At 68.2% G+C, this 26,320-nt stretch carries 28 protein-coding genes and 1 riboswitch; of the genes, 13 read left to right on the forward strand and 15 right to left on the reverse strand.

Annotation, left to right across the window (positions count from 1 at the left end; all coding sequences use genetic code 11):
* From AC3A6P_RS30255 to AC3A6P_RS30270, 4 genes are all read right to left on the reverse strand, one after another.
* Positions 1-761, reverse strand: a 761-nt coding sequence (locus tag AC3A6P_RS30255) for a transglycosylase family protein (protein WP_487696072.1), incomplete at its 3' end; no start/stop codon positions are given.
* A gap of 9 nt (positions 762-770) precedes the next feature.
* Positions 771-978: riboswitch (cyclic di-AMP (ydaO/yuaA leader) on the reverse strand.
* A gap of 240 nt (positions 979-1,218) precedes the next feature.
* A complete protein-coding gene (locus tag AC3A6P_RS30260) occupies positions 1,219-1,491 on the reverse strand; it encodes a MoaD/ThiS family protein (RefSeq protein WP_487696073.1) in 273 nt (90 codons plus the stop codon).
* On the reverse strand, positions 1,484-2,536 hold the full coding sequence (gene moaA, locus AC3A6P_RS30265; RefSeq protein WP_487696074.1) for a GTP 3',8-cyclase MoaA: 1,053 nt from the start codon (positions 2,534-2,536) through the stop codon (positions 1,484-1,486). The genes AC3A6P_RS30260 and moaA overlap by 8 nt, the downstream gene beginning before the upstream one ends.
* A complete protein-coding gene (locus tag AC3A6P_RS30270; protein ID WP_487696075.1) occupies positions 2,533-2,934 on the reverse strand; it encodes a YccF domain-containing protein in 402 nt (133 codons plus the stop codon). Before AC3A6P_RS30270 ends, moaA begins: the two co-directional genes overlap by 4 nt.
* Before the next feature lie 146 nt (positions 2,935-3,080).
* On the opposite strand from AC3A6P_RS30270, the gene AC3A6P_RS30275 reads away from it, so the two are divergent.
* Positions 3,081-3,494 carry a cold-shock protein gene (locus AC3A6P_RS30275; RefSeq protein ID WP_487696076.1) on the forward strand — a complete coding sequence of 138 codons (414 nt, stop codon included), beginning with the start codon at positions 3,081-3,083 and terminating at the stop codon, positions 3,492-3,494.
* 29 nt (positions 3,495-3,523) lie between these two features.
* A complete protein-coding gene (locus tag AC3A6P_RS30280; RefSeq protein ID WP_487696077.1) occupies positions 3,524-4,528 on the forward strand; it encodes a glutathione S-transferase family protein in 1,005 nt (334 codons plus the stop codon).
* 48 nt (positions 4,529-4,576) lie between these two features.
* Here AC3A6P_RS30280 and AC3A6P_RS30285 read toward each other — a convergent pair whose 3' ends face one another.
* Positions 4,577-6,898, reverse strand: coding sequence for an esterase-like activity of phytase family protein (locus AC3A6P_RS30285; RefSeq protein ID WP_487696078.1), 2,322 nt, complete (start codon positions 6,896-6,898; stop codon positions 4,577-4,579).
* Between the two features lie 115 nt (positions 6,899-7,013).
* Between AC3A6P_RS30285 and AC3A6P_RS30290 the strand changes: the two genes are divergently transcribed.
* On the forward strand, positions 7,014-7,784 hold the full coding sequence (locus tag AC3A6P_RS30290; RefSeq protein WP_487696079.1) for a deoxyribonuclease IV: 771 nt from the start codon (positions 7,014-7,016) through the stop codon (positions 7,782-7,784).
* A 22-nt stretch (positions 7,785-7,806) separates the two neighbouring features.
* Here AC3A6P_RS30290 and AC3A6P_RS30295 read toward each other — a convergent pair whose 3' ends face one another.
* Positions 7,807-8,301, reverse strand: coding sequence for a DUF2771 domain-containing protein (locus tag AC3A6P_RS30295; RefSeq protein WP_487696080.1), 495 nt, complete (start codon positions 8,299-8,301; stop codon positions 7,807-7,809).
* The gene (locus AC3A6P_RS30300; RefSeq protein ID WP_487696081.1) at positions 8,298-9,887 is read right to left on the reverse strand and encodes an MFS transporter; all 1,590 of its coding nucleotides are present in this window, start codon (positions 9,885-9,887) and stop codon (positions 8,298-8,300) included. The genes AC3A6P_RS30295 and AC3A6P_RS30300 overlap by 4 nt, the downstream gene beginning before the upstream one ends.
* Positions 9,888-10,065: 178 nt before the next feature.
* On the opposite strand from AC3A6P_RS30300, the gene AC3A6P_RS30305 reads away from it, so the two are divergent.
* Complete coding sequence (locus AC3A6P_RS30305; RefSeq protein ID WP_487696082.1) at positions 10,066-10,860, forward strand: DUF3027 domain-containing protein; 795 nt, start codon at positions 10,066-10,068, stop codon at positions 10,858-10,860.
* A gap of 22 nt (positions 10,861-10,882) precedes the next feature.
* On the opposite strand, the gene AC3A6P_RS30310 is transcribed toward AC3A6P_RS30305, so the two are convergent.
* Positions 10,883-11,158 (reverse strand): DUF2530 domain-containing protein, encoded by a 276-nt coding sequence (locus AC3A6P_RS30310; protein ID WP_487696083.1) that lies wholly within the window; start codon positions 11,156-11,158, stop codon positions 10,883-10,885.
* A gap of 66 nt (positions 11,159-11,224) precedes the next feature.
* Between AC3A6P_RS30310 and AC3A6P_RS30315 the strand changes: the two genes are divergently transcribed.
* Genes AC3A6P_RS30315 through AC3A6P_RS30325 form a run of 3 tightly spaced genes read left to right on the forward strand, consistent with a single transcriptional unit; the run spans position 11,225 to position 12,778 of the window.
* The gene (locus AC3A6P_RS30315; protein WP_487696084.1) at positions 11,225-11,668 is read left to right on the forward strand and encodes an Rv0880 family HTH-type transcriptional regulator; all 444 of its coding nucleotides are present in this window, start codon (positions 11,225-11,227) and stop codon (positions 11,666-11,668) included.
* Positions 11,665-12,489, forward strand: a complete 825-nt coding sequence (locus AC3A6P_RS30320) for a TrmH family RNA methyltransferase (protein ID WP_487696085.1) — start codon at positions 11,665-11,667, stop codon at positions 12,487-12,489. Before AC3A6P_RS30315 ends, AC3A6P_RS30320 begins: the two co-directional genes overlap by 4 nt.
* A 10-nt stretch (positions 12,490-12,499) precedes the next feature.
* Positions 12,500-12,778 (forward strand): DUF2537 domain-containing protein, encoded by a 279-nt coding sequence (locus tag AC3A6P_RS30325; RefSeq protein ID WP_487696086.1) that lies wholly within the window; start codon positions 12,500-12,502, stop codon positions 12,776-12,778.
* Between the two features lie 13 nt (positions 12,779-12,791).
* On the opposite strand, the gene sepH is transcribed toward AC3A6P_RS30325, so the two are convergent.
* From sepH to map, 3 genes are all read right to left on the reverse strand, one after another.
* On the reverse strand, positions 12,792-13,601 hold the full coding sequence (gene sepH, locus AC3A6P_RS30330; protein WP_487696087.1) for a septation protein SepH: 810 nt from the start codon (positions 13,599-13,601) through the stop codon (positions 12,792-12,794).
* 118 nt (positions 13,602-13,719) lie between these two features.
* The gene (serC, locus tag AC3A6P_RS30335) at positions 13,720-14,838 is read right to left on the reverse strand and encodes a phosphoserine transaminase (protein WP_487696088.1); all 1,119 of its coding nucleotides are present in this window, start codon (positions 14,836-14,838) and stop codon (positions 13,720-13,722) included.
* Positions 14,839-14,848: 10 nt separating this feature from the next.
* Positions 14,849-15,625 (reverse strand): type I methionyl aminopeptidase, encoded by a 777-nt coding sequence (map, locus tag AC3A6P_RS30340; RefSeq protein ID WP_487696089.1) that lies wholly within the window; start codon positions 15,623-15,625, stop codon positions 14,849-14,851.
* A 149-nt stretch (positions 15,626-15,774) separates the two neighbouring features.
* Here map and AC3A6P_RS30345 point away from each other — a divergent pair, with 149 nt between their 5' ends.
* Entirely contained in the window at positions 15,775-16,803 is a 1,029-nt protein-coding gene (locus AC3A6P_RS30345) for an AurF N-oxygenase family protein (RefSeq protein ID WP_487696090.1), read from the forward strand.
* Positions 16,804-16,805: 2 nt separating this feature from the next.
* Positions 16,806-18,467 (forward strand): FAD-dependent oxidoreductase, encoded by a 1,662-nt coding sequence (locus tag AC3A6P_RS30350; RefSeq protein ID WP_487696091.1) that lies wholly within the window; start codon positions 16,806-16,808, stop codon positions 18,465-18,467.
* Positions 18,468-18,489: 22 nt separating this feature from the next.
* Here AC3A6P_RS30350 and AC3A6P_RS30355 read toward each other — a convergent pair whose 3' ends face one another.
* Positions 18,490-19,734: a YihY/virulence factor BrkB family protein gene (locus AC3A6P_RS30355; protein ID WP_487696092.1), complete on the reverse strand. Its 1,245-nt coding sequence runs from the start codon at positions 19,732-19,734 to the stop codon at positions 18,490-18,492.
* 102 nt (positions 19,735-19,836) lie between these two features.
* Here AC3A6P_RS30355 and AC3A6P_RS30360 point away from each other — a divergent pair, with 102 nt between their 5' ends.
* Positions 19,837-20,925, forward strand: coding sequence for a carboxylate-amine ligase (locus AC3A6P_RS30360; protein WP_487696093.1), 1,089 nt, complete (start codon positions 19,837-19,839; stop codon positions 20,923-20,925).
* Here AC3A6P_RS30360 and AC3A6P_RS30365 read toward each other — a convergent pair.
* From AC3A6P_RS30365 to AC3A6P_RS30375, 3 genes are all read right to left on the reverse strand, one after another.
* Positions 20,915-21,709 carry an ABC transporter ATP-binding protein gene (locus tag AC3A6P_RS30365; RefSeq protein ID WP_487696094.1) on the reverse strand — a complete coding sequence of 265 codons (795 nt, stop codon included), beginning with the start codon at positions 21,707-21,709 and terminating at the stop codon, positions 20,915-20,917. The genes AC3A6P_RS30360 and AC3A6P_RS30365 overlap by 11 nt on opposite strands.
* A 43-nt stretch (positions 21,710-21,752) precedes the next feature.
* Positions 21,753-22,205, reverse strand: a complete 453-nt coding sequence (locus AC3A6P_RS30370; protein ID WP_487696095.1) for a VOC family protein — start codon at positions 22,203-22,205, stop codon at positions 21,753-21,755.
* Positions 22,206-22,300: 95 nt separating this feature from the next.
* Positions 22,301-23,419, reverse strand: coding sequence for a citrate synthase 2 (locus AC3A6P_RS30375; protein ID WP_487696096.1), 1,119 nt, complete (start codon positions 23,417-23,419; stop codon positions 22,301-22,303).
* A gap of 239 nt (positions 23,420-23,658) precedes the next feature.
* On the opposite strand from AC3A6P_RS30375, the gene pdxH reads away from it, so the two are divergent.
* The 3 genes from pdxH (at position 23,659) to AC3A6P_RS30390 (ending at position 26,302) form a co-directional block, all read left to right on the forward strand.
* Positions 23,659-24,303: a pyridoxamine 5'-phosphate oxidase gene (gene pdxH / locus AC3A6P_RS30380; protein ID WP_487696182.1), complete on the forward strand. Its 645-nt coding sequence runs from the start codon at positions 23,659-23,661 to the stop codon at positions 24,301-24,303.
* On the forward strand, positions 24,300-25,592 hold the full coding sequence (locus tag AC3A6P_RS30385; RefSeq protein WP_487696097.1) for an MFS transporter: 1,293 nt from the start codon (positions 24,300-24,302) through the stop codon (positions 25,590-25,592). Before pdxH ends, AC3A6P_RS30385 begins: the two co-directional genes overlap by 4 nt.
* A 68-nt stretch (positions 25,593-25,660) precedes the next feature.
* A complete protein-coding gene (locus tag AC3A6P_RS30390) occupies positions 25,661-26,302 on the forward strand; it encodes a TetR family transcriptional regulator (RefSeq protein ID WP_487696098.1) in 642 nt (213 codons plus the stop codon).
* Positions 26,303-26,320 lie beyond the last annotated feature (18 nt).

Below are 26,320 nucleotides of genomic sequence, written 5' to 3' on the forward strand. Positions count from 1 at the left end.
GGCTCGGCCGGCGCCGGGACGGGAGCCAGCGGAGCCGGGGCGTCGAGCGACCACTGCTGGGGCGCGGCAGCCGGATCGGCGAACGTCCAGTCGGCGGCCGGGTCGGCAGCGGGGGCGGCCGGGGCCGGAACCGCGAGTGAGGCGTCGACGACCACGGCCGGATCAACCGGGGGCGCCGGTGGGGGCGGCGGCAGCAGCGGGGCCGGCGGCAGGGTCTCAGGAGCCGGGGTGAAGGCGACCGGGACCACGCCGGGAGCGGGGGGCAGCACCTCAGGGGCCGGCGGGGCCGGCGGCGGCGGAGGAGGAAGCGGAGCAGCGGGCAGCGGCACGCCGTTGAGGCCGGCCGCATCCAGCGGGGCGTTCAGCGGTGCGGGATCGGCCACGACGTTGCGAGGAGTGGCACCGGAGAGTCCGCGGCCACACACCGGCCAGGCACCCTTGCCCTGGCTGGCCAGCACGCGCTCGGCGACGGCGATCTGCTCTTCTTTGGTGGCCAGGTGAGCCGACGGGGCGAATTCGCCGCCGCCGTGACCCGACCACGTGCTGGGGGCGAACTGCAGGCCACCCTGGTAGCCGTTGCCGGTGTTGATGGCCCAGTTGCCGCCGGATTCGCAGCTGGCCACGGTGTCCCACTCGCTGTCGGGAGCGGCGTTGGCCTGACCGGCGAGAGCGAGACTGCCTCCGCCGATCACTGCGCCCGTGAAGGCGACCTTCGCGACTGTTGTGGCCGATGTAGTGGGCTTACGATGCCGTCCACTCATAGGTCGGTGTTGTCCTCTCTGTGGCGCCTGCGAGGTCAGCTGTCGGGTTCGGGCTGGAGAGGTTGCCCGGCCGGCTGCAGCTGCTTCCAGCTGCCGTCGGCTTCACCCCAAGGAACCGCGGGGCGGTTCCATGTCGATCTCCGTGGGTACATCTCGGTGGACCGGGTGGGTCCCCCGCCTCCATCCATCTGTTTGTCGGACCCCGCCTACATGGATGGAGCTAGGCGCTGCAGGCGGGATGGGCCTGCCGCTGGGTAGATCTCGGCTGGCCTGGGAGTGAACGGTAATGCCTTCAAACCGACGCGTCACCTCGGCTCTGTCCTGGCGTTTCGGCGCTCGGCAAATCTTAAAAGGGCTCTAAAAGACCACTACGGGAAGACGTTTTCCCAGGTCCGATGGGCCGGCTATTCCCTCGTAGCCAGCTTGTTATCGAATCGTGATGTGATGTAAATCACGGCTATCCACCGGCGAACGGGGGTAAGACGTCGACTGTCTGTCCCGATTCGATCACGGTCTGGGTGTCGCGGATTGCGATGCTGTCACAAAGGAATGAACACCGCTGCAGCACCCGGTCCAGTTGTGGATCACGACGGCTCAGTCCGGCAATCAGGTCGGACACCGTCGTGCCCGCAGGCACGGTCACCTTCTCTTCGTCGACACCCGCCGCAGCCTTGGCGGCGGCGAAGTAGCGCACCACGAACGTGATGTCGGTGCCGGAACCCTCAGCCACCGATGGAACTCATCGGACGTGCCGGCTGGACGAAATCAGGGTCGTTGATGCCATGCCCGGCCGCCTTGCTCCACATCGCCGCGCGCCAGGCCTGCTCGACTGCCGCGTCGTCGGCCCCGCTGCGCAGCAGCACACGCAGGTCGGTCTCGGAGGTGGCGAACAAGCAGTTACGCACCTGACCGTCCGCGGTGAGGCGGGTGCGGTCGCAGGCGGCGCAGAACGCCTCCGAGACCGAGGCGATCACCCCGACGGTGGCAGGCCCGCCATCGACGCGCCACAGCGCCGCGGGCGCAGAGCCGCGCGGGCGTGGGTCGGGGGTGAGCGTGAAGTGGCGCGACAGGATGGTCCGGATGTCCTCGGCGGTCAACACCTCGCCCCGACGCCACTGGTGCCCGGCGTCCAGTGGCATCTGCTCGATGACCCGGAGTTGATAGTCCTGCGCCAGGCAGAACTCCAGCAGCGCCACCACATCGTCACGACCGGTCGCCGGGTCGAGTACCGCGTTGACCTTGATCGGGCCGAGCCCCGCCCGCTTGGCCGCCGCCAGCCCGTCGATCACGTCGGTGAGCCGGTTGCGGCGGGTGATGGCCGCGAAGTGGGCGGCATCGACCGTGTCCAGGGACACGTTCACGCGGTTGAGTCCGGCCTTGGCCAGGCTGTCGGCACGCCGCGCCAAGCCGACCCCGTTGGTGGTGATCGCCATCTCGGGCCGGGGGGACAACGCGGCCGTCGCGGCCACGACGTCCTCGAGGTGCGGAACCAGGAGCGGCTCACCGCCGGTGAATCGCACGGTGGTGATGCCCAAGCGCGTCACCGCGATACGCAACAGCCGAACCAGTTCGTCGGGGCTCAACATCTGCGTGCGCGGCATCCACTCCAGGCCCTCGGCGGGCATGCAGTAGGTGCAGCGCAGGTTGCACCGATCGGTCAGCGAGACCCGCAGATCGGTGGCCACCCTGCCGAACGTGTCGATCAACGGGCCGTCGGCCGGAGCGGCGGGCAGTGCCCGCTGCACCTGGGGGAGGCCCAGCGAGGTGACGGTCACAGAGCCGCTCCCACGCGGCGGACGTCGTCCACCGGAACGATTTCTTTGCCCAGCGGCATCAACGACACCGGGATCAGCTTCAGGTTCGCGATCGCCAGCGGGATGCCGATGATCGTGACGGCCATGGCGACCGCGCTGACGATATGACCGATCGCCAGCCACACTCCGGCGACGATCACCCAGATGACATTGCCGATCAGGGCTCCGGACCCGGCGCCCGGCTTGTCGACGATGGTCCGGCCGAACGGCCACAGTGCATATGCCGCGATCCGCAGTGACGCGAATCCGAACGGAATGGTGATGATCAGGACAAAGCAGATCAACGCGGCCAACAGGTAGCCCAATGCCAACCAGAGGCCGCCGAAGATCAGCCAGATGACGTTCAATATCAGGCGCATCGCTCCTCCAGGGGTACCGCCAGCCTACCGAGTAACGCGGATGCTGGCCGGGGTGCCAGCCGAGTAGGATCAGCGTCATTGCGTCCTGCGCAGGCGGGACGCTTACTTATGTTGCCAAGACTCTGTCAGACAAGCAGGTGAGACCAGTGCCGACCGGCAAGGTGAAGTGGTACGACGCCGAGAAGGGCTTCGGCTTCCTCTCTCAGGAAGAAGGAGAGGACGTCTACGTCCGGTCCTCGGCGCTGCCCGCAGGCGTGGAAGGTCTCAAGGCCGGTCAGAAGGTCGAGTTCGGTGTGGCCGCCGGCCGGCGTGGGCCGCAGGCGCTGCAGGTCAAGCTGCTCGATCCGCCGCCCAGCCTGTCGCGCACCCGGCGTGAGGCTGCCGGCCCCGCCGAGCACAAGCACACCCCCGACGAACTGCACGGCATGGTCAACGACTTGATCACCCTGCTCGAAGGCACGGTTCAGCCCGAACTGCGCAAGGGCAAATACCCCGACCGCAAGGTGGCGCGCCGGGTCTCCGAGGTGGTCAAGGCCGTCGCGCGCGAACTCGACGCGTAAACGCACGCCCGGTCGGGCAATCTAGCCGCATGGCTTACGTCGCCCAGGGCTCGGAGTTCAACCGGGACACCAACTACATCACCACCCGCATCACCGCCGACGGTCGTGACGGGTATCCCGTGGAGCCCGGGCGTTACCGGCTGATCGTGGCGCGGGCATGCCCATGGGCCAACCGGATGATCATCGTGCGCCGGCTGCTGGGCCTGGAGGACGTGCTGTCGATCGGTTTCTGCGGGCCGACGCACGACGAACGCAGCTGGACGTTCGACCTGGACCCCGGCGGCGTGGACCCGGTGCTGAAGATCCCGCGGCTGCAGGACGCGTACTTCGCCCGCTTCCCGGACTACCCGAAGGGCATCACGGTGCCCGCGATCGTCGAGATCGAGACGGGTCAGGTGGTGACCAACGACTTCGCGCAGATGTCGCTGGATCTGTCCACGGAGTGGTCGGCCCACCACCGCGACGGCGCCCCGCAGCTGTACCCCGAGCCGTTGCGCGCCGAGATCGACGAGGTGGCCAAGCGGATCTACAACGAGGTGAACAACGGGGTGTACCGCTGCGGGTTCGCCGGCTCACAGGACGCCTACGATGCGGCCTACGACCGGTTGTTCACCGCGCTGGACTGGCTCGAGGATCGGTTGTCGACGCAGCGGTACCTGGTGGGCGACACCATCACCGAGGCCGATGTGCGGTTGTTCACCACCTTGGCGCGGTTCGACCCGGTGTATCACGGCCACTTCAAGTGCAACCGGACGAAGCTGGCCGAGATGCCTGCCCTGTGGGGATACGCCCGCGATCTTTTCCAGACCCCCGGCTTCGGCGACACCATTGATTTTGTGCAGATCAAGCAGCACTACTACATGGTGCACACCGACATCAACCCGACGAAGGTGGTGCCCAAGGGCCCGGATCTGGCCAACTGGCTGTCACCGCACGGCCGGGAGTCCCTGGGCGGCAGGCCTTTCGGTGACGGGACCCCACCAGGGACCACTCCTCCGGGTGAACAGGTGCCGCTGGGCCACGGAGCCAAGTGATTTGGGCGCGCTGGTAACCGCTCAGCGGTTACCAGCGCGCCGAAATCCCTAAGAGACGGGGCCGAGGTCGAGGAACACCGTCTCGCCGCTGGCGTCGTCGAGCCCGTCGTTGTCGGTGACGACGTAGAGATTTCCGTTGCCGCCCACCGTCATTCCCTCGACCTTCTCCTGCACCCAGCCCTTGGTGGCCTGCAGATCCGGCAGTAGATCGCGCACCAGGGTCTTCGGCAACACCGGCGGGGCCTGGCCGGCCGAGGTCGAGCCCGCCTCGTCGGGGAGGCCCACCCGGTAGATCGCCTTGATCCGGGCGTCCGGGCCGTTCAGCTTGTCACGCTCGAGCACCAGCAGCGCGCCGTCGTGAACGGTGATCTCGGACAGCCCGATCCAATCGCCGTCGACGGCCGTGCTCTCCAACTGATAGCCGAACCATTCCCACTCGCTGCTGCCCGGGGTGTACCGGCCGAGCCGGACGACTCCGGCGGGGTCGCCCTTGACCTCACGTTGCAGGGCCACCCAGACGATGTCACCGTCGACTGCAACTCCCTCCAGTCCCTGCCCGCCCAGACCCGCCGCGATCTCCTCCGGCAGCGTGATCCGCTCTTCGATGGCTCCGTCGGCCGCCACCTGGACCAGTTCGTTGCCGGGGCCTTCCTCACCCTCGACGGCAAGGTAGTACCCGCCGTCGGGCCGGGCCGAGATGCCTTCGACGTCGAGGGTGACCGGTGCGCCGTCCTCGGTGACCGGAAGAGCGCTGTCGATCAACACGGGCTGCTGCGAAACATCCACGCCCAGCACACGAGTGGGTCCGTAGGCGATGTCGGTGGCGGTGAAGAGGCGGTTCGGGTCGGCCGGGTCGGCGCTGAGCGCACCGAGGGCGCCCCACGGGATCGGCGCGCCGTCGACGTCACCGGACACGATCGACGGGAACGCCACACCGCCCTGGGCGAAACCGTCGCCGTAGCCGTACACACTGACCGACGCGCGAACGCGCGCTTCGGCGTCGTCGGTCTCCGAGGAGATCACCAGCAGGTTCCGCTGCGGAATCGGGAGAATGCCCTCCGGTCCCGGTGTCGTCGGCAGCATCTGGCGGAAGCGCGGCTCGGCCGGATCCGAAACATCATAGACGGCAACAAAGTTACTGCGTTCCGAGGCGACGAGCGCGACGGGTACGCCACCGATCTCGGTGATCGCCAGCCCCTCGGGTTCGGGACCCTTTGCCTCAGAACGGCCTTCGATGTGCATGCCGGTGCGCACGGCGAGCTGTTCGAAGGTGTTGCCTGCGTCCCACACCACCTCGCCGGTGCCGGCGTCGAAGATGGTCCAGCCGCGGGTGCCGCCTTTCCAGTCGCCCTCGTTGGCGGTGGCCACGTGCTGGTCGTCGATCCAGCCGATGGCATCGGGTTCGCGGGGCAACTCCTCGATCGAACCGGTTTGATCGATACTGCCGTCTTCTTTGGTGTCGATCCCGTTCACCGACTGCGTGCCCGCGCTGAATATCGTGCTCACCGTGCCGGTGAGGCCGTCGATGACGGCCACGCCGTTGTTCTCCTGCAGTGTGACCGCGATCTGGCCCCTGGAGTTGATACTGACGTATTCGGGTTCGAGGTCCTCGGGGGTGTCCAGTCCGGCGCTGCGGGCGGCCTCGACGTCGAAGTCGACGCGGCGGGACTTCCAGGCCTCCGGCGCGCCCGCGAGGTCGACGATCTGCACGAAACCCGTTGGCGGTTGGGGCAAATCGCCTTCCTCGCCGCCGTCGGGGGTGAACTCCTCGTCGCGCTGGTTCTCGATCGCGATCGCAGCGAAGCGGCCGTCTCCGCTCACCGCGATGGAGTCCGGCTGGCCCTGCAGATCGATGCTGCGCACGCGGGTGCGGTCGCTGATGCGGACCACGTCGACGCGCCCGCTCGGGTTGGCGAAGTCGCCGCCGGTGGTGTCGACGACGACGAGCACGAATTCGCCATGGGTGATCACCGAGGTGGGTTGATCATCTGCGTCACCGAGTTCGGCCAGCGACAGCACACCGAGCCCCTTCGGGGCTGCGGGGTCGGTGATGTCGACGAAACCGATCCGCTTCGCCGGAGCATCGGTGTAGATCACCACATTGCCGTCGTCGCTGACAGTGGAGATCTCGGCCACCGTCTCGGTGTCGATCGGCTCGGTCGGCGGCCTGTTCAGATAGACGGGGTAGGTGGCCTGCCGGTGGTAGCGCTCGGCGTCGGGAAGGTTCCAGTCGATCGGGGAGGTGGCACGCGGGGTGCTCGGGTTCTCCTGGGTTTCCGGTGCCTCGGACGACTCGGCGGAACACCCCGCCGCCAGCAGTGTGGTGGCGGCGGCGACCGCCAGGAAGCGTCCCGACTGAATTGCATTCATGGCGAGTGAGCTTTTCGGCCACAGGTGAGCCGACGGTGAATCACGGGTGGCTCGCAGATGTCGGGTAGTCGCCGACGGCCGGGGACTCGTCACACCCACGGATTAGGCTGGCGGCATGGCTTTACTGGGCGCACACGTCGATTCCACCGATCCGTTGACGGCGGCCGAGGCCATCGGTGCCGAGACCGTCCAGTTCTTCATGGGCGACCCTCAAGGCTGGAAGAAGCCGCCGCCGCATCCGCACGCCGACGCGCTGCGCGACAGCGATCTCGCCATCTACATTCACGCGCCGTATCTGATCAACGTGGCCAGCACCAACAACAAGATCCGCATCCCCAGCCGCAAGATGCTGCTGCAGCACGCCGAGGCCGCCGCCGGTATCGGAGCCAAAGGCCTGATCGTGCACGGGGGACACGTCACCGCCAAGGATGACCCGGCCGTCGGCGTGGAGAACTGGCGCAAGGCATTCGAACGGCAGGAGGAGGCCGGCGGGTTCCCGCTGCCGATCCTGATCGAGAACACCGCGGGTGGAGAGAACGCGATGGCCCGCAGGTTCGACCGCCTCGCCATGCTGTGGGATGCCGTCGGGCAGTACGAACCCGGCTTCGTGCTCGACACCTGCCACGCCTGGGCGGGCGGCGAGGAACTCGACCACATCGTCGACCGGGTCAAGGCGATCACGGGCCGGATCGACCTGATCCACGCCAACAACTCGCGCGACGCCTTCGACTCCGGCGCCGACCGGCACGCGAATTTTGATGCGGGAACCTTTGATTCGCAGGTCATCGCCGATATCTGCCGGGCAGCGGGTAGTGACGTGATCATCGAGACCCCGGGCGAGGGCATCGCGTCGGATCTGGAGTATCTGCGCACCCACGCGCGCTGACAGGCCGGCGCGTCGGAGTCGGCTACTCCCAGACGAACCGGATGGACCATTCCGCGTGCGGTACCTCGCGGATCTCCTCGGACTCGTCGGTCACCAGGGTCAGCAGCTGCACGGCCAGACCCGTCACGCGACCCCGCTGTGGATCGACAGTCCGGATGGTGGCGGCCAGCCGGGTGTCCGGGCGGAAGGTGCTGATGGTGGTGTTGTCCGGATCTTCATAGACCACCACCAGCCGCCACGGCGCCGCTGCGATGGCCTCCGGTACCGACAGCTGCACCCGGTTGCGTTCGGTGACGCGAAGCTCGCCTTGGTTCTCCGGCGTCGCACAGTCGTTGAGGTCGAGCACATTGCAGTACAGGAAGGGGCCGACCCGGGTCAGGTGCCCACCGGTGAACGCGCTGATCTCGGGCAGCTGCTCACCGTCCGCGTCCCGGGTGAGCGCCCAGGCCAGGGTGCCGGTGCCCGCAGACGCCAGCACAACCACCGCGGCAGTGGCCGCTGCGACAGCTTTTTTCACTTTCGCGACCCCACGACCGAGTGATCCACGCTTTCCTGCTCGACCATCACCGGGCGGTTGCCGCCGAAGCCCGGGATCAGCGAGTTGCCGCGGAAGCTGACGATGGTCTGGGCCAACAGTGGGATGAGCAGGGCGGTGATGGCGGTGAACCCGACCCACAGTTCGGTGTAGACCAGCACACCGATCGCGCCGCCGAGCACCCACGCCAGCTGCAGCACCGACTCCGACCGGCCGAACGCCGACGCCCGCGATTCCTCCGGCAGGTCGTCCTGCAGGGAGGCGTCCAGCGATGCCTTCGCGATGGCACTGGCGCCTGAGGTGATCAGCGCGGCGATCGCCACCACCACGAGGGTTCCGGCGACGGCCGCGGCCAGGGCGGCGGCGCTGACGGCGATGGTGCATCGCACCACCAGCACCGACGGCCGGCCCAGCTTGAGGCGTGCGGCGGTGAAGTTCCCGGCGAAGTTCCCGATTCCGGCGGCCGCGCCGATCAAGCCCAGCATGGCCAGTTGCTCCCACCCGCTGGCGTCATGCGATTTGGCCACGAAGGCCGGATAGAGAAAAAGGAACCCGACCATCGCCTTGATGGTGCAGTTCCCCCACAGCGAGGTGATGATGTTGCGGCCCAGAGGCTGGCGCAGCGAGTTGGTGGACTTCGGTGGGTGGTGGCGCGACGGGGCGCTGTGGTCGTGGTAGCTCAATGTCGCGGGCACCTCGCCGGCAGTGACCTCGACCCAGCGCGGGATCTGCATGGCCAGCCAGGCCCCGGCCAAGGTGATGCCGACGATGACGAACAGGGCCCCGGGGGCATTGAAAAGACGGGTGGTGGCGTACTCCACCCCGGCGGCGATACCGCCGCCGATGATGGTGCCGCCCAGCAGGCCGAACATCGTCAGCCGTGAGTTGACCCGCACCAGGTCAATGCTCGGCGGCATGACGCGAGGGGTCACCGCGCTGCGCAGCACCGAAAACGACTTGGACAGCACCATCATCCCCAGCGCGCAGGGGTAGAGCACCCACGACGGGTAGCTGCCGGTGGCGCTGTCGTAGTTGGCGATCAGCACCAGCGCCAGCACGGTGCGTAATCCGAAGGACAGTGCCAGTGCGACCCGGCGGCCGTGCTGCAACCGGTCCAGCGCGGGCCCGATCAAAGGCGCGATGACCGCGAACGGCGCGATGGTGATCAACAGGTACAGCGCCACCTTGCTCTTGCTCTCCGCGGAGGCGGCGGCGAAGAACAAGGTGTTGGCCAGTGCCACGGCCATCGCGGCGTCGACCGCGAAGTTGGCCACCACCGGCCAGGTGAGTGCGGTCAGCCCGGATTTGTCGGCGCCGTCGGCGGTGGCGGCGCGATGCACCAGTCCGTACACCGCCGACCCCATCTCGCGGCTGCGTTGCCGGGCAGCGCGCGTGACGGTGATGCGCTGGGCCCCGTCCGGGTCGGGGTGCCGCTGTGACGGGTCGGTGCGCTGGGCGTCGTCGGCGCGTTCCTCACCCAGTGGCGGCAGGTACCGGTTGGCGCTCGGGGTGGACGGCTGCCGTCGCGCACTGCGGTGATCCGGCTCATCACTGGGGTAATTTGCCATGCCCGGATGCTCGCCGGGATCGTGGGGTCGCCGACGGTTCGGGCCGGAGTTCCGGCCCGGAGTCGGTTGATCACGCCACCCCGGGGACACAGCGTCGATTGTTCCTCATCGATCCCGCCAGGGTCGGGTGGCTTACCGGTGTGGCTCCTGTCCGTCGGCTCAGGCAATATGAGAGGCGATGGACAGCATGACCGAATCCACGGAAGCACCGGCAGAACCGACCACCGAGGTGACCTCCGACGCTCTGGCGTCCCTGCTCACCGGTGCCGTCGATCTCGCGCGTGCCGCGGTCGAAGAGTTCAGCGGCGGCTCTGTCGGGGAGTATCTGGGCGCCACCCACGAAGATCCGACGTCGGCCACCCACCGGTTCCTCGCCGATCTGCCCGGCTATCGGGGCTGGCAGTGGGCGGTGGTGGTGGCGGCTTACCCGGGTGCTGATCACGCGACCATCAGTGAAGTCGTGCTCGTGCCCGGCCCGACGGCGTTGCTCGCGCCGCAGTGGGTGCCGTGGGACCAGCGTGTCCAGCCCGGTGACCTGAGCCCGGGCGATCTGCTCGCCCCGCCGGCCGACGACCCCCGGTTGGTGCCCGGTTTCCTGCTCAGCGGCGACCCGGAAATCGACGAGACGGCCGCCGAGATAGGCCTCGGCCGGCGGCAGGTGCTCAGCCAGTGGGGGCGCGACGACGCCGCCCAACGCTGGCACGACGGTGATTACGGGCCGGGGTCGGCGATGGCCCGGTCGACGAAGCGGGTGTGCCGGGACTGCGGGTTCTACCTTCCGCTGGCCGGTGCGCTGGGCCCGCTGTTCGGTGTCTGCGCCAATGAGATGGCCGCCGACGGCCACGTGGTCGATCACTCCTACGGCTGCGGTGCGCATTCGGACACTCCCGCGCCGGCGGGTGCGGGGTCCCCGCTGTTCGATCCGTACGACGACGGTGTGATCGACGTCGCGCACAACCCGGTCACCGACTGACGCGTGCTCCCGCTCGCATCGGTCAGGTGCGGTTCTTGCGGATGGTCAAGCCTGTCTGTGCGCCACGCGCACCACGCTGCGCCGCGCTCTTCTGCCACAGGAAGATCGACGTCCCCACCACACCCGTGGCCAAGCCGGCGATGCTGATCGGGCGCCACTCGTGCAGCGCGGGCACCGTGAAGGCGAGGACGATGACCACCACCCATGCCGCAGCGCCCACCGCAATGACCCGCCACGGTTCCAGCAGACCGGGTGGCAGCGGCGGTGGCTCCGGGGCGGCCGGGGAATCAGGGGTCATCACCGTCCAACCTAGTCGAACCCCGGTTGCCGATCTCGTTGTCGCACCTGTCGTATCGTTTGCGATGTGAAAGACGTCGACACCCGGCTCGACCCGCGTCTTGCCAGCGACCTCTCGCTCGCCGTCGTTCGGATGGCCCGCCAGTTGAGGTTCCGCCGGCCCGAGTCTCCGGTGTCGATGTCACAGCTGTCGGCGCTGTCGACGCTGCACAAGGAGGGCGCGATGACGCCGGGTGCGCTCGCGGTCCGCGAACGGGTTCGCCCGCCGTCGATGACCCGCGTGGTGGCGTCGTTGGCCGAGCTGGGTCTGGTGGCCCGTACTGCTCACCCGGTGGACGGCCGGCAGGTGCTGGTCTCGGTGTCGGAGGCCGGCGTCGACCTGGTGGAGTCCGAACGTCGCGCCAGCCAGGAGTGGTTGCACCGCAAGCTCGCCGAACTCGGCCATGATGAACAAGTGACTCTCAAACGGGCGGCCGACCTGATGTCGGCCATCGTCGACGAAAGCGCGTGAGTACCTGCCCCGGTCGACAGCCGATAGACGTGCTCGACCCGGCCGACCCCCGGCTGGATGACTTCCGCGACCTCAACAGCATCGACCGGCGCCCCGATCTGCCCAGCGGCAAAGGCCTGGTGATCGCCGAGGGAGTGCTGGTCGCGCAGCGGATGCTGGCCTCGCGTTTCACGCCGCACGCGCTGCTGGGCACCGCCCGCCGGTACGACGAGCTCACCGCCGATCTGACCGGATCCTCTGCGCCGTACTACCGGGTGAGCCCCGAGGTGATGGCCGAGGTGGTGGGCTTCCACCTCAACCGTGGGGTGCTGGCAGCCGCCCGCCGCGCACCGGAACTGACCGTCACCGACGTGATCGCCGGCGCCCGCACCATCGCGGTGCTCGAAGGCGTCAACGACCACGAGAATCTCGGCTCGATCTTCCGCAATGCCGCCGGGCTGGACGTGGACGCCGTGATCTTCGGCGCCGGGTGCGCCGACCCGCTGTACCGGCGCGCCGTGCGGGTGTCGATGGGCCACGCGCTGCTGGTTCCCTTCGCGAAGGCAGCCACCTGGCCGGGGGATCTGAAGATTTTGCGGGACAACGGTTTCCGGATGTTGTCGATGACGCCCGACCCGGCGGCGCTGCCGATGGCGGAAGCCATTCCGGAGTTGGCCGGTCAGCGGGTGGCCGTGCTCGTCGGCGCGGAAGGCCCCGGCTTGCGGGAATCGACGATGCGCGCCAGTGATGTACGGGTGCGCATCCCGATGGCCCGGGGCACCGACTCGCTCAACGTGGCCACCGCCGCCGCGCTGGCGTTCTACGAACGCGCACGCGTTTAGGATCGGCGCCGTGACCGACGAATCCACGCCCTGGGGCACAGGTCTGACCGTCGCCGCATTCGTCGCCGCCGTCACCGGCGCGGCCGTGGTGGTGCTCAGCATCGGCCTGATCCGGGTGCATCCGCTGCTGGCGATCGGTCTGAATCTGGTGGCCGTCGGCGGTCTGGCCCCGACGGTCTGGGGATGGCGCTACAAGCCCGTGGTGCGGTGGTTCGCGCTGGGCTCCGGCATCGGTGTGGCCGTCGCCTGGATCACGCTGGTGGGACTCGTGGCCTCAGGGGCGGCGTAGCACCAGCGGGCAGTCAGCGGTCGCCGCTGGAGCGGACGCCGAGCAGCACGTCCTCCCAGGCGGGCACCGCGGGCTTGGCCTTGCGCGCCCGGGCGGGACGCTCGGGCTGTGGTGCCGGCTCCGGTTCGGGCTGCGGAGTCGGCGCGGGTGCCGGAGCCGGAGCGGGCGGTTCGGCAACGGCGTCGAAGTCCAACTGCGCCAGCGGCGCGACCGACCGAAGCGGCCGGTCGAAGTTCGGGTTGATCAGCTCGCTGGCCGCATCGTCGACGGCGGTGACGGTGCCGCCGTGTGCGCCCGGCGCGTAGCGGAAGTGCGCCAGGTTGTCCGAGCGGCCCGCCTTCCACCCCATCTGCACGGTCCAGCGGCCGTCCTCGTTGCGCCAGGCGTCCCAGCTCATCGAGTCGGGATTGAGGCCGCGCGCCACCAGCGCGGTGATCACGGTCTCGCGCAGGGTCAGTACCGACGGGCCGTCGGGCAGCACCGGGTGCGCCGCGCCCGCCAGTTCGGCGGCCCGGGCCCGCTCCAGCAGCACCGGGTGGGCGAAGCGCTCGACGCGGGAGATCTCGACGCCCGCACTCTTGGCCAACTGTTCCACCGAGGCGCCGGCGCGGATCCTGGCCTGGATGTCCTTGGGACGCAGCATGCTGGTGACCTCGATGTCCATCTGGGTTTGGTCGAGGCGGGCCTTGTCCCCCCGAACGGCGGCCCGCACCTTGTCGTTGATGCGCAAGCGATAGGTGTCAGACGGGCCGCGGGCGTCATCGTCTTCCAACAGGATGTGCCTGCCATCGACATCGAGTCCAACGACTTTCAGATCTCGCATGGCGACCTCCTTGGGGCCACCGTGCCGGGCCCGAGTATCAGGCACCTTACGGCAGCGCGGAGCTCCTGCCGGGATGACACGCGGGGCTTGGCCGAACCGGAATGCCGGGCCGTTCGAACTAGAGTCTTTCGACCACCCAGTCGATGCACGTCGTCAGCGCTGAGATGTCGTCGGGGTCGACGGCCGGGAACATCGCCACGCGCAGCTGGTTGCGGCCGAGCTTGCGGTACGGCTCGGTGTCGACGATGCCGTTGGCGCGCAACGTCTTCGCGACGGCCGCGGCGTCCACGTCATCGTTGAAATCGATGGTGCCCACCACCTGGGAGCGCAGCGCGGGATCGCTGACGAACGGCGTCGTGTAGGAGGTCTTGTCGGCCCATGAGTACAGCCGCTGCGACGAGTCCGCGGTGCGCTTGACGGCCCAGTCCAGGCCGCCGTTGCCGTTGAGCCAGTCGAGCTGCTCGGCCATCAGCAGCAGGGTGCCGATTGCGGGAGTGTTGTAGGTCTGGTTCTTGAGGCTGTTGTCCACCGCGATCGGCAGCGACAGGAATTCCGGGACCCAGCGCCCGGATGCCGCGATGGATTCCACGCGGGCCAACGCGGCGGGGGACATGACGGCCAGCCACAGGCCGCCGTCGCTGGCGAAGTTCTTCTGCGGCGCGAAGTAGTAGGCGTCCACCTGGGTGATGTCGACCGGCAGGCCGCCGGCACCGGAGGTGGCATCGATGACCACCAGCGCGTCACCGGATCCGTCGGGGCGCTGAACCGGAACGGCGACACCGGTCGAGGTCTCGTTCTGCGCCCAGGCCAGCACGTCGGCCGACGGATCGGATTGCAGCGCCGGCGCACTTCCTGCGTCGGCCTTGATGATGAGGGGATCGCCGACGAACGGGTTCTTGGCCACCGCGGAGGCGAACTTCGAGCTGAATTCGCCGTAGGTCAGGTGCAGCGAACGCTTATCGATCAGCCCGAACGCGGCGGCGTCCCAGAATGCGGTGGAGCCGCCGTTGCCGAGGATCACCTCATAGCCGTCCGGCACCGAGAACAGGGCGCGCACCCCGTCGCGGACGCGGCCCACCAGATTCTTGACCGGTGCCTGGCGGTGCGACGTGCCGAACAGCTCGGCGCCCTTGGACACCAGTGCCTGCAGTTGTTCCTGGCGCACCTTGGAGGGGCCGCAGCCGAACCGTCCGTCGGCGGGCTTGATGTCGTCGGGGATCGTCAGCTGGTCAGCCATGGTCACCACCCTATTGGGTGCCGGAAAGGGTGAGTATTCGTGGTCCGTCTGCCGTCACGGCCACGGTGTGCTCACTGTGCGCGGCCCGGGCGCCGGTGAGGGTGCGCAGTGTCCAGCCGTCGGGATCGTGGCGGTAGTCCTCGGAGCCGTCGGCGATCAGCATCGGCTCGATGGCCAGAACAAGGCCGGGTTTGAGTTTCATGCCCTTGCCGCGGCGCCCTTCGTTGGGCACATGCGGATCTTCGTGCATGGTGTGGCCGATGCCGTGCCCGCCGTGGTCGGCCAGCAGGCCGTAACCGTTGCTGCGGGCAGACGCCGCGATGGCGTGGCCGATGTCGCCCAGGCGGTTGCCGGGTTGCATGGCGGCGATACCCGCTGCCAGCGCGGCGTCCGTCGCGGCGATCAGGTCGGTATCTGCGGGGCGGGGGGTGCCGATGGTGAAGCTGCGGGCGGCGTCACCGGCCCAGCCGTTGAGGATGGCGCCGAAGTCCACCGAGACCAGGTCACCGTCGGCCAGCGCCTCGTCGGTGGGGATGCCGTGCACGACGGCGTCGTTGACGCTGGTGCACAGCACGGCGGGAAAGGGCGACGGAGCCCAGCGCGGGTGGTAGTTGAGGAACGGCGAGGTGGCCCCGTGCCGGGCCAGTACTTCGGCGGCCACGGCATCGAGGTCGCGGGTGGTCCGGCCCGGCGCGGCATGGGCGATCACCGCGTGCAGGGCCTCGGCGACCACCGCGCCTGCGGCGGCCATGTGTTCGATCTCGGCTGCGGTCTTCAGCTCAACCATGAAGTGTGGTTTGCCTCACATGTGATGTGGATAACCCGGCTGGCACACACTGCGCAGAAAGCCCTTTTTGATTCCTGGGACCGCGGGTACTGTTATTGGACAGCAAGCATACGAATGTAAACCTCACGCGAGGCATTGGAGGCTCAGCCATGGCTGTCAAGACCGCTCGGACTCGCATCATCCGCCGCTGGCGCAAGAACATGGAAGTGCGCGACGACCAGCAGTATGTCGACATGCTGACCACACTGTCCGAGGGGTCGGTGCGACGCAACTTCAATCCCTACACCGACATCGACTGGGACTCCCCGGAGTTCGCGGTGACCCCGAACGACGAGCGCTGGATCCTCACGGGGACGGACCCGTTCGGCAAGCACCCCTGGTACCAGGCGCAGCCGCGGCAACGGCAGATCGAGATCGGCATGTGGCGCCAGGCCAATGTCGCCAAGGTGGGCCTGCATTTCGAGTCGATCCTGATCCGCGGCCTGATGAACTACGCCTTCTGGGTGCCCAACGGCTCACCCGAATACCGGTACTGCCTGCACGAGTCGGTCGAAGAGTGCAACCACACCATGATGTTCCAGGAGATGGTGAACCGCATCGGCGCCGACGTACCCGGTATGCCGCGCATGCTCAAGTGGCTCTCGCAGCTCATCCCGCTGGCCGCCGGCCCGCTGCCCGTCGTGTTCTTCTTCGGCGTGCTCGCCGGTGAAGAGCCCATCGACCACACCCAGAAGAACATTCTGCGTGAAGGCCGGTCGCTGCATCCGATCATGGAGCGTGTCATGGCCATTCACGTGGCCGAGGAGGCGCGCCACATCTCCTTCGCCCACGAATACCTGCGCAAGCGGGTGCCGCACATGAGTCGCGCCAAGCTATTCTGGCTGTCGCTGCAGGTGCCGATCATCATGCGGGTGCTGTGCCAGGCGATCGTCGTGCCGCCCAAGGCGTTCTGGAAGGAATTCGACATCCCGAGGTCGGTGAAGAAGGACGTCTTCTTCAGCTCGCCGGAGTCGCGGCAGTTCTTGCGTGACATGTTCGGCGACGTGCGGATGCTGTGCGAAGAGACCGGCCTGATGAACCCCGCTGCCCGGCTGATCTGGCGGCTCTGCAAGATCAACGGCCAGCCGTCGCGCTACCGCAGTGAACCGCAGCGGGCGCACCGGGTGAACGTCGCGTAGCCATGCCGCACGTTGTCACCCAGTCGTGTTGCAGCGACGGGTCCTGTGTCTACGCGTGCCCGGTCAACTGCATCCATCCCTCGCCGGATGAGCCGGGCTTCGCCACCGCCGAGATGCTCTACATCGACCCCGACGCGTGTGTCGACTGCGGAGCCTGCGTCAGCGCCTGCCCGGTGGGCGCCATCGCCGCGGACTCCAAGCTGACCGCCGAGCAGGTGCCGTTCATCCCGCTCAACGCGGCGTTCTACCCGGAACGGCCCGAGGGGCAGAAGCTGCCGCCGACGTCGAAGCTGGCGCCGGTGCTGCCCGCGCCGATGGTGCACCAGGGCCGCAAGCCGCTGACGGTGGCGATCGTGGGGTCGGGGCCGGCGGCCATGTACGCCGCCGACGAGCTGTTGACCCAGCCGGGTGTGCGGGTCAACATGTTCGAAAAGCTGCCTACGCCTTACGGTTTGGTGCGGGCCGGAGTGGCCCCCGACCATCAGAAGACCAAACGGGTGACTGCGCTGTTCGACCGGATCGCCCGCCGCCGCGGATTCACCATGTACCTCAACGTCGAGGTCGGCAAGCATCTGCGGCACGCGGACCTGGCCGAGCACCATCATGCGGTGCTGTACGCGGTCGGTGCGCCGAATGACCGCCGGTTGACCATCCCCGGCATGGACATCCCCGGCACGGCCACGGCCACCGAGATGGTGGCCTGGATCAACGGGCACCCGGACTACACGGACCTGCCCGTCGATCTCGGTGACGAGCGCGTCGTCGTCATCGGAAACGGCAACGTCGCGTTGGACGTCGCACGGATCCTCACCACCGACCCGGACCAGCTGGCCCGCACCGACATCGCCGACCATGCACTGGCTGCCCTGCGGGAATCCAAGGTCCGCGAGGTGGTCATCGCCGCCCGCCGCGGACCGGCGGACTCGGCGTTCACCCTGCCGGAGCTGATCGGGCTGACCTCGGAGTCCGAGGTGGTCCTCGACGCCGCCGATCAGATGCGGGTGAGGCGGGATCTGGAGACCGCCACCGACCCGTTGACCCGCGCGAAGCTGGAGATCCTGACCAAGCTGGGGGACAGCTCGGCCCCGATCTCCCGGCCGCGGATCCGGCTGGCCTACCATCTGACACCGCACCGCGTCCTCGGCGAGGGCAAGGTCAGCGGCGTGGAGTTCACCGTCACGGGAACCGATGTGACGGAACATGTTCCGTCCGGTCTGCTCCTGACCTCCATCGGATACCGCGGCAGGCCGATCGACGGCCTGCCCTTCGACGACGCCACCTCGGTGGTACCCAATGACGGCGGCCGGGTGCGGCCCGGCGTCTACGTGGCGGGGTGGATCAAACGCGGGCCCACCGGATTCATCGGCACCAACAAGTCCTGCGCGCTGGAGACCGTGCAAAACGTGGTCGCCGATTACAACGACGGCGTGCTCGTCGACCCCGGGCAGCGCGCGTCGACGTTGGACCGCCTGGTCCGTACCCGCCAACCCGACGTCGTGGATGCGGCGGGCTGGCAGGCCATCGACGCGGCCGAGGTCGCCAGGGGTGAGGCCACCAACCGGCCACGCATCAAGTTCGTCACCGTGGACGAGATGCTGACCGCAGCGGCCAATGCCCCGAAACCGAGTGCGCGGCAACGGCTGCTGGCAACTCTACGAGGCTGAGCCGCACCATCGAGACGGCACACTAGTCCGTGCGTCCCCGCGTCTTGCGTAGACGCTTGCCGCGTTGCATTTCTTGGCGTTCTTTGGCTTTGGTCTTGTCGATGGTCTTCGTGTCGCGCAGCGGTAGCTTGAGGTCGTCCTCGGCGGCCATACCGGCTTGGAGTTGACGGCCGCGCTCCAGTTCGGAATCCACCTCCGCGCCGAACAGCAGGGCCAGGTTGGTGATCCACAACCACAGCAGGAACACGATCACACCGGCCAGCGCGCCGAAGGTCTTGTTGTAGCTGCCGAAATTCGACACGTACAGCCCGAACAGCAACGACGCCACCACCCAGGTCACGATCGCGATGGCCGCACCGACGCTGACCCAGCGGAACTTCGGCTGCTCGACGTTGGGGCTGGAGTGGTACAGCAGTGCCACCCCGGCGATCACCAAGATCAGCAGCAGGGGCCACCGCGCGATGTTCCAGATCGTCAGCGCGGTCTCACCCACCCCCAGGGCGCCACCGATCGCCTCGGCCACCGGCCCGCTGATCGTCAGCATCAGCACCACCAGCGACACCACGATCAGGCTGGCGAAGGTCAGCAGCAGCTGTTGGATCCGCAGCTTGATCGCGGAGCGGCCTTCCTCCACTTCGTAGATCCGGTTCATGGCCCGCCCGAATGCGCCGACATAACCCGAAGCCGACCACACTGCGCCGACGATGCCGACCACCAGCGCGAACCCGGCCGAAGGCGCGGATACCAGCTGTTCGATGGGCTGGCGCAGTGTGTTCGCGGCCTCACCGGGGCTGATGTCGCCGATGAGTTGCAGGATCGTGTCCGCGGTTTTCTCGCCCTGCCCGATGACGCCCAGCAGGGAGACGACGACCACCAGTGCCGGGAACAGTGACAGCACGGAGTAGTACGTCAGCGCCGCGGCCAGGTCGGTGCACTGGTCGCGACCGAATTCACCGATGGTCTGCCGCAGCACGTACTTCAGCGAGGGTTTGGTCAGTTCGGTGGGCGACTCCGGCTTGCGCGGGTCGTCGGGGTCGGGCCGCGCAGCGGTGTCGGTGGTGGTCGGTTCGCTCGTGTCCTCCGGCGCCTCGGGCTCTGAATCGAGGAGTTCCGGTGGGCGGACGTGTGTCTGCGGCGAGCTCGCCCGTTTTTTGCTCGCAAACGTTCCCGTCGCGACGCCGGCGGCGAAGGCGCCCATCAACGTACTCGGACGGCTCTTGCGCACCACGGTGGGCTGACGGTGACTGGAATTCGCTTGGGACTGCACGGGAATTTGATGCCCGGTGTCGTCATCCTCAAACCGCTCTGGTTTGCGCGGTTGACGTCCAGGTAAATCTGGGGGCAGGGCTTGCCGCCGGAGGAGAATCAGATGCGGACTCTCGGAGTCGAAGAAGAGTTCCATCTCGTCGACGTGCATACCCGGCGGCTCACCGGCCGGGCCCCCGAACTGCTGGCGCACCTGTCGTCGAGCTATGTCGCGGAATTGCAGCGCTGTGTGGTCGAGACCAACAGCGATGTCGTGACAACCCTCGATGCACTGCGAGAGGAGCTTCGATTCCACCGTCGAACACTGCTCGCCGCGGCGGCCCCGGCCGGCATCGGGGTGGTGGCAGCCGGGTCGGTGCCGCTCGCGCTGCCCGCTGAACTGCAGGTCACCGAGACCCCGCGGTACCGGCGAATGCTGGCCGACTATCAGCTGCTGGCCCGTGAACAGTTGATCTGCGGTACGCAGGTGCATGTCGGTATCGCCGACCGGGACGAGTCGGTCGCGGTCGCGCAGCGGGTCGTGCCCTATCTGCCGACACTGCTGGCGCTCAGTGCCAGCTCGCCGTTCCGGGCAGACGGCGCCGACACCGGTTACGCCAGTTTCCGGACCCTCATCTGGCAGCGTTGGCCCACGACGGGGTCGGCAGCGCCGGTGCCTGATGCCGCCGCCTACGACAGGCTGATCGCCGACCTGGTGGCCACCGGTGTGATAACGGACGCGGGGATGGCGTATTTCGATGTGCGTCCGGCCAATTCGGCGCCCACGCTGGAGTTGCGGATCTGCGACAGCTGCCCGTCGACGGACACCATCGTGTTGATCGCCGGGCTCTTCCGCGCCATGGTCTGCCGCGAGATCGACGCCCTGCGCGCGGGCACAGCGCCGCAGCCCATGCCGGCACCGCTGGCCCGGGCCGCGCTGTGGCGGGCTGCTCGCTCGGGCCTGGAAGGCGATCTGGTCGACCCGGCCGGGCCGGCCGCCCGCCCGGCGGCCGCCGTGGTGACCGATCTGGTCAACCTGTTGCGGCCGCAGTTGGAGGCGGCGGGCGACTGGGAGCAGGTCGAGGAGTTGGCGCGCCGGCAACTCCGCTGCGGCACCTCGGCGGCCCGGCAACGGCGGGCACTGCGGCGCCGCGACTGTCTGTCCGACGTCGTGGATCAGTTGATCGCCGACACCCGCGGGACTACCGGTTGATCTTGGCGACCGCCCGCGCGGTCCACCGCCCGGCTTCGGTGAACACGTCGACCGGATGGGCGAATGCCGTGGACACCGCGTCACTGGTCAGGGTGGTCTCGATCGGTCCCTGCGCCACGATGCGCCCTTGCGCCAGCAGCAGCACATGGGTGGTGGCGCTGGGCAGTTCCTCGAGATGGTGGGTCACCGTGATGGAGGCCAGTTCGGGGTGCCCGCGGAACAGCGTGTCCACCGTCTCCAACAGCTGTTCACGCGCAGCGAGGTCCAGACCTGTCGACGGTTCGTCCAGAAGCAGCAGTCGCGGCTGGGCGATCAGAGCGCGCGCGATGAGCGCCCGCCCCCGTTCGCCCTGCGACAGCGTGGTCCAGCGGTCCTCGGCGCGATGCCCCAGTCCGAGGGTGTCGATCAGGGCGTCCACCCGGTCCAGATCCTCGGGAGCAGGCGTCCACCGCATCGGGAGGTCGATGGTCCCGGTGACACCGGTGAGCACCACCTCGCGCACCTTCAGCGGGAAGTCCAACGGGTGCCGCGGATTGACATGGCCGATCGCCTTGCGGAGTTTGGCCAGCTCGACCTTGCCGAGCTGGCCGCCCAGTACCCGCACCACACCTGAGGTGGGAAACGTCTCTGCGCCGCAGAACCCCAGGATCGTGGTCTTACCGGCGCCGTTGGGCCCCAACAACGCCCAGTGCTGGCCCTCGGCAACCTTGAAGGAGATCCCGTCGAGGATCTGCTTGTGGTTACGTCGGAAGGTCACATCCTCGAGTTCGATGACATCGCGCATACCACCAGCTTGCTAGAGGTAGGACCACAATGCGCAACCGGGGTCACTGGTGCTCGCGCATCGCCTCGGCGATCTCCTCCATGCTGACCTCGCGGACCGGTTGGCCCAGGGACCACTGATGCCCGAACGGGTCGCGCACCACGCCGTACCGGTCACCCCAGAACTGGTCCTCCAGCGGCGCCACCACCGTGGCGCCGGCACCGAGCGCCCGGTCGAACCAGGTGTCCACGTCGGTGACGGTGAGGTGGATGGTGACGGGGGAGCCGCCCAGGGCCGTCGGCGTGGTGGACTTCCCGTCGGTCATCTCGGGGAAGTCGTCGTTGAGCATCACCGTCGACCCGTTGATCTGCAGGGCGGCGTGCACGATCTTGCCGCCGGGTCCAGGAAGGCGGCCGAGTTCGGTGGCGCCGAACGCCGCGACGTAGAAATCGATGGCCGCAGCTGCGTTGTCGACAACCAGATGCGGCGAGACTGCCGGGTGCACTTCGATCGCCATGTCGGCTCCTTGGTGTTGAGGTGGCCCACGGTCGAATACCGGGTCCTGCCATCAAGACCTGCCGCGGTACCGAAACTCATCGTGCTCCGCGGCGGCTATCCCCGTTTCACTTTCGACCAGCCGACCACCGATTCCGGGCCACGGGGCTCGGGGCCCACGTAGATGGCCGCCGGCCGGACCAGCTTGCCGAGACGTTTCTGCTCGAGGATGTGGGCGCACCACCCGGCGGTGCGGCCGCAGGTGAACATCGCCGGCATCATCGACGGGGGTACCTGGGCGAAGTCGAGGATCACGGCGGCCCAGAATTCGACGTTGGTCTCGATCGCCCGGTCGGGGCGACGCTCCCGCAGCTCGGTCAGCGCGGCCTGCTCGAGTGCCGCGGCCACCTCGTAACGCGGCGCCCCAAGGCGTTTGGCCGTCGCCCGCAGCACCCGGGCCCGCGGGTCCTCGGCGCGGTAGACGCGATGCCCGAACCCCATCAGCTTCTCGTTGCGGTCCAGGATGCCCGTCACCACCGCGCGGGCGTCGCCGGTCTGCTCGGCTTCCTCGATCATCGGGATCACCCGGGCCGGCGCGCCGCCGTGCAGCGGACCGCTCATCGCGCCCACCGCACCGGACAGCGAGGCCGCCACATCGGCGCCGGTGGAGGCGATCACCCGCGCGGTGAAGGTGGAGGCGTTCATGCCGTGCTCGGCGGCCGACACCCAGTACGCGTCGATGGCCTCGACGTGCCGGGGGTCGGGTTCACCCTGCCAGCGGGTCATGAAACGTGCTGTGATGGTTGAACATTCGTCGATGACGCGCTGCGGCACCGCGGGCTGGTAGATACCGCGGGCGGACTGCGCCACATAGGACAGCGCCATCACCGACGCGCGGGCCAACTGGTCGCGGGCGGTGTCGTCGTCGATGTCGAGCAGCGGCTTGTACCCCCAGATCGGCGCCAGCATCGCCAGCCCGGCCTGGACGTCGACGCGGACGTCACCGGTGTGGATGGGCAGCGGGAACGGCTCGGCAGGCGGTAGGCCACGGCCGAATTCGCCGTCGACCAGCAATGCCCACACGTCCCCGAAGGTGACTCGCTGGTCTACGAGATCCTCGATGTTGACGCCGCGGTAGCGCAGGGCCCCACCGTCCTTGTCGGGCTCGGCGATCTCGGTCTCGAACGCCACCACGCCCGCCAGGCCGGGCACAAAATCCTTCGGCACCTCAGTCATGGCCAGGATTGTCGCACCTGACGTGCCGGGCGTCGCTACTGGCCGGTAACAGTCGGTGACGTGGGGCTGAACGTTCGTGGTCTCGCGGCCGGCCCTTCCTCGGTCTCCTTCCTCGACCTCGTTGACCGGCCGTGGTCTCGCGGCCGGCCCTTCCTCGGTCTCGTTCCTCGACTTCGTTGACCGGCCGTGGGCGTACTGTGACCCCGGTGGTGGAACCGGAACGCGACCGTCTCGCGGCTATGCGGGTGGAATACGGCTCAGTGGAGAAGGACGGCAGCCCCGATCTGGACTCCGACTGGCTCGGCACCGATCCGAGGCAAGGCTGGTTGGTGTTGTTACGCAACTGGATTGCCGAGGCGGAGGGGGCCGGCGTCGCCGAACCCAACGCCATGGTGCTGGCCACGGTGCGCGACGGGCGCCCGGTGAGCCGGACGGTGCTGTGCAAAGGCGTCGACGAGGCCGGTATCTCGTTTTTCACCAACTACGACTCCGACAAGGGTGACGAGCTGGCCGCGACGCCGTACGCCGCGATCACCTTCCCCTGGTATCAGCTGGGCCGACAGGTTCATGTCCGCGGCCCGGTGACCAAGGTCGACCGCGCCGCCACCGAGGACTACTGGTCCAAGCGTCCGCGTGGTTCCCAGCTCGGGGCGTGGGCCTCGCACCAGTCCCGGCCCATCGAGTCCAGGGCTGCCCTGCTCGCGCAGCTGGCCGACGTCACCGCGCGCTTCGCCGACCAGGCCGAGGTCCCGGCACCGCCGAACTGGGGCGGGTATCTCATCGCCCCTGAGGTCGTCGAGTTCTGGCAGGGCCGAGAAAACCGGGTGCACAACCGGATTCGGGTGACGCCGGCGGACGGGCGGATCGAGCGCCTGCAGCCGTGAGGCTGTTCGCCGACACAGCACCACTTCGCCACCGCGATTTCCGCCGGCTGTGGTGGGCGGGCATCCCCACCGTCATCGGGGCCAATCTCACGATCTTCGCCGTACCGGTGCAGGTGTATGCGCTGACCAACAGTTCGGCCTACGTCGGGCTGGCGGGCCTGTTCGCGCTGGCGCCGCTCATCGTCTTCGGACTCTGGGGCGGCGCACTGGCCGACGCGATGGACCGCCGGGTGCTGCTGATCATCGCCTCGTGCGGGCTGGCCGTGTCGTCGCTGCTGTTGTGGGCCCAGGCGGCGTTGCAGCTGAACAACGTATGGCTGGTGTTGTGTCTGCTCGCGGTGCAGCAGGCGTTCTATGCCATCAATTCGCCCACCCGCTCCGCGGCCATCCCACGCATGCTGCCCAGCGACCAGATCGCCGCGGCCAACTCCCTGAACATCACGGTGACGCAGTTCGGCGCGATCGTCGGTCCGTTGCTGGCGGGCTTGCTGTTGGCGTGGGTGGATCTGTCGACGCTGTATCTGATCGACGCCATCACCTGCCTGTTGCCGATCTGGGCGACGTTCCGGCTGGCCGCCATGCCGGCCCCGCCCAGCGACGGCAACTCGTCGAGACTCGGCATCGGCGCGGTGCTGGACGGCTTCCGCTATCTGGCCGGCAACACCGTGGTGCTGATGTCTTTCGTGGTGGATCTGATCGCGATGATCCTCGGCATGCCGCGGGCGCTGTTCCCGCAGATGGCGCACGAGAGTTTCGGCGGTCCCGTCGACGGCGGCACGACGATGGCGCTGCTGGCCGCGGCCATGTCGATCGGCGCGGTGGCCGGTGGGGTGTTCTCCGGCTGGCTGCCGCGGGTTCGCAGACAGGGCCTGGCCGTCGTGATCGCCATCGTCGTCTGGGGCCTGGCGGTGGTGGGGTTCGGTGTGGCGGCCGGATTCGCCGGTGGCCGGGCCGGTGTGCTGCTGTGGGTGGCCGTCGGCTGCCTGGCCATCGGGGGCGCGGCGGACATGGTGTCCTCGGCCCTGCGGAACACCATCCTGCTGCAGGCGGCCTCCGACGAGCTGCGCGGCCGTCTTCAGGGGGTTTACCTCGTTGTGGTCGCCGGGGGCCCGCGAATCGCTGATGCGCTGCACGGCGCCGCGGCGGCGTCGCTGGGTACCGCAGTCGCTGCTGCCGGCGGGGGAGTGCTGGTGGTGATCGGCGTGCTGATAGCGGTGTTGGTGGTGCCTGCCTTCATCCGTTACCGCGTCGGCCAGATGTCGGAAAAGTCCGACACTGACAATGTATGACGACTGCAGAATGCAGATATCGGCAGTTAGCCACACGATGATCGGTTGCCCGGCTACGATGCGGAATCGTGGTCGATCTGCTGGGGGGTACCGTGCCCGGGCTGCGGGAACGTAAGAAACAGCGCACGCGCGCGACGTTGATCGACGCTGCGGTGCGACTTTGCCTCGTACAGGGTTACGAGCGCACCACCGTCGAACAGATCGCCGCTGCCGCCGACGTCTCGCCCCGGACCTTCAGCCGGTACTTCGCCACCAAGGACGCCGTGGTGATGACCCTGTTGGAAGACCTGGTCGACGCGGTGGCCGCGGAACTCACCCAGATTCCCTACTCGGTACCGGTTCTCGACGCCCTGCACCGCGCGCACATCACGGTGTTGCGGGCGGTGTCCGAGGGTGCGGTCCCGGGCCTGACCACTGAACGCATCGTGCTCATGCTGCGCATCATCAACTCGACACCGGCACTGAAGGCGGCGGCAACGGATTTCCGGCCGATGGGCACGGTGACGGCGTTGGCCGAACGGATGGGCACCGATGTCTCCGACCGCAGGGTGTGGATGGTGATGTCGGTGTGGTCGGCGATCATCGTCACCGCCTGCGGCGACCTGGTGGTGGACAGCGAGGGCCACGTGTTGGGCCCGGATCTGATGGTGTCCCGGATCGAGAGCATGTTCGCCGACTTCTGCGCGCTCACCGCCGAGCTGACCGGCTGAAACATGGCGGCCGTCAAC

The sequence above is a fragment of the Mycobacterium sp. Soil_C_30 genome (genome assembly GCF_057656995.1).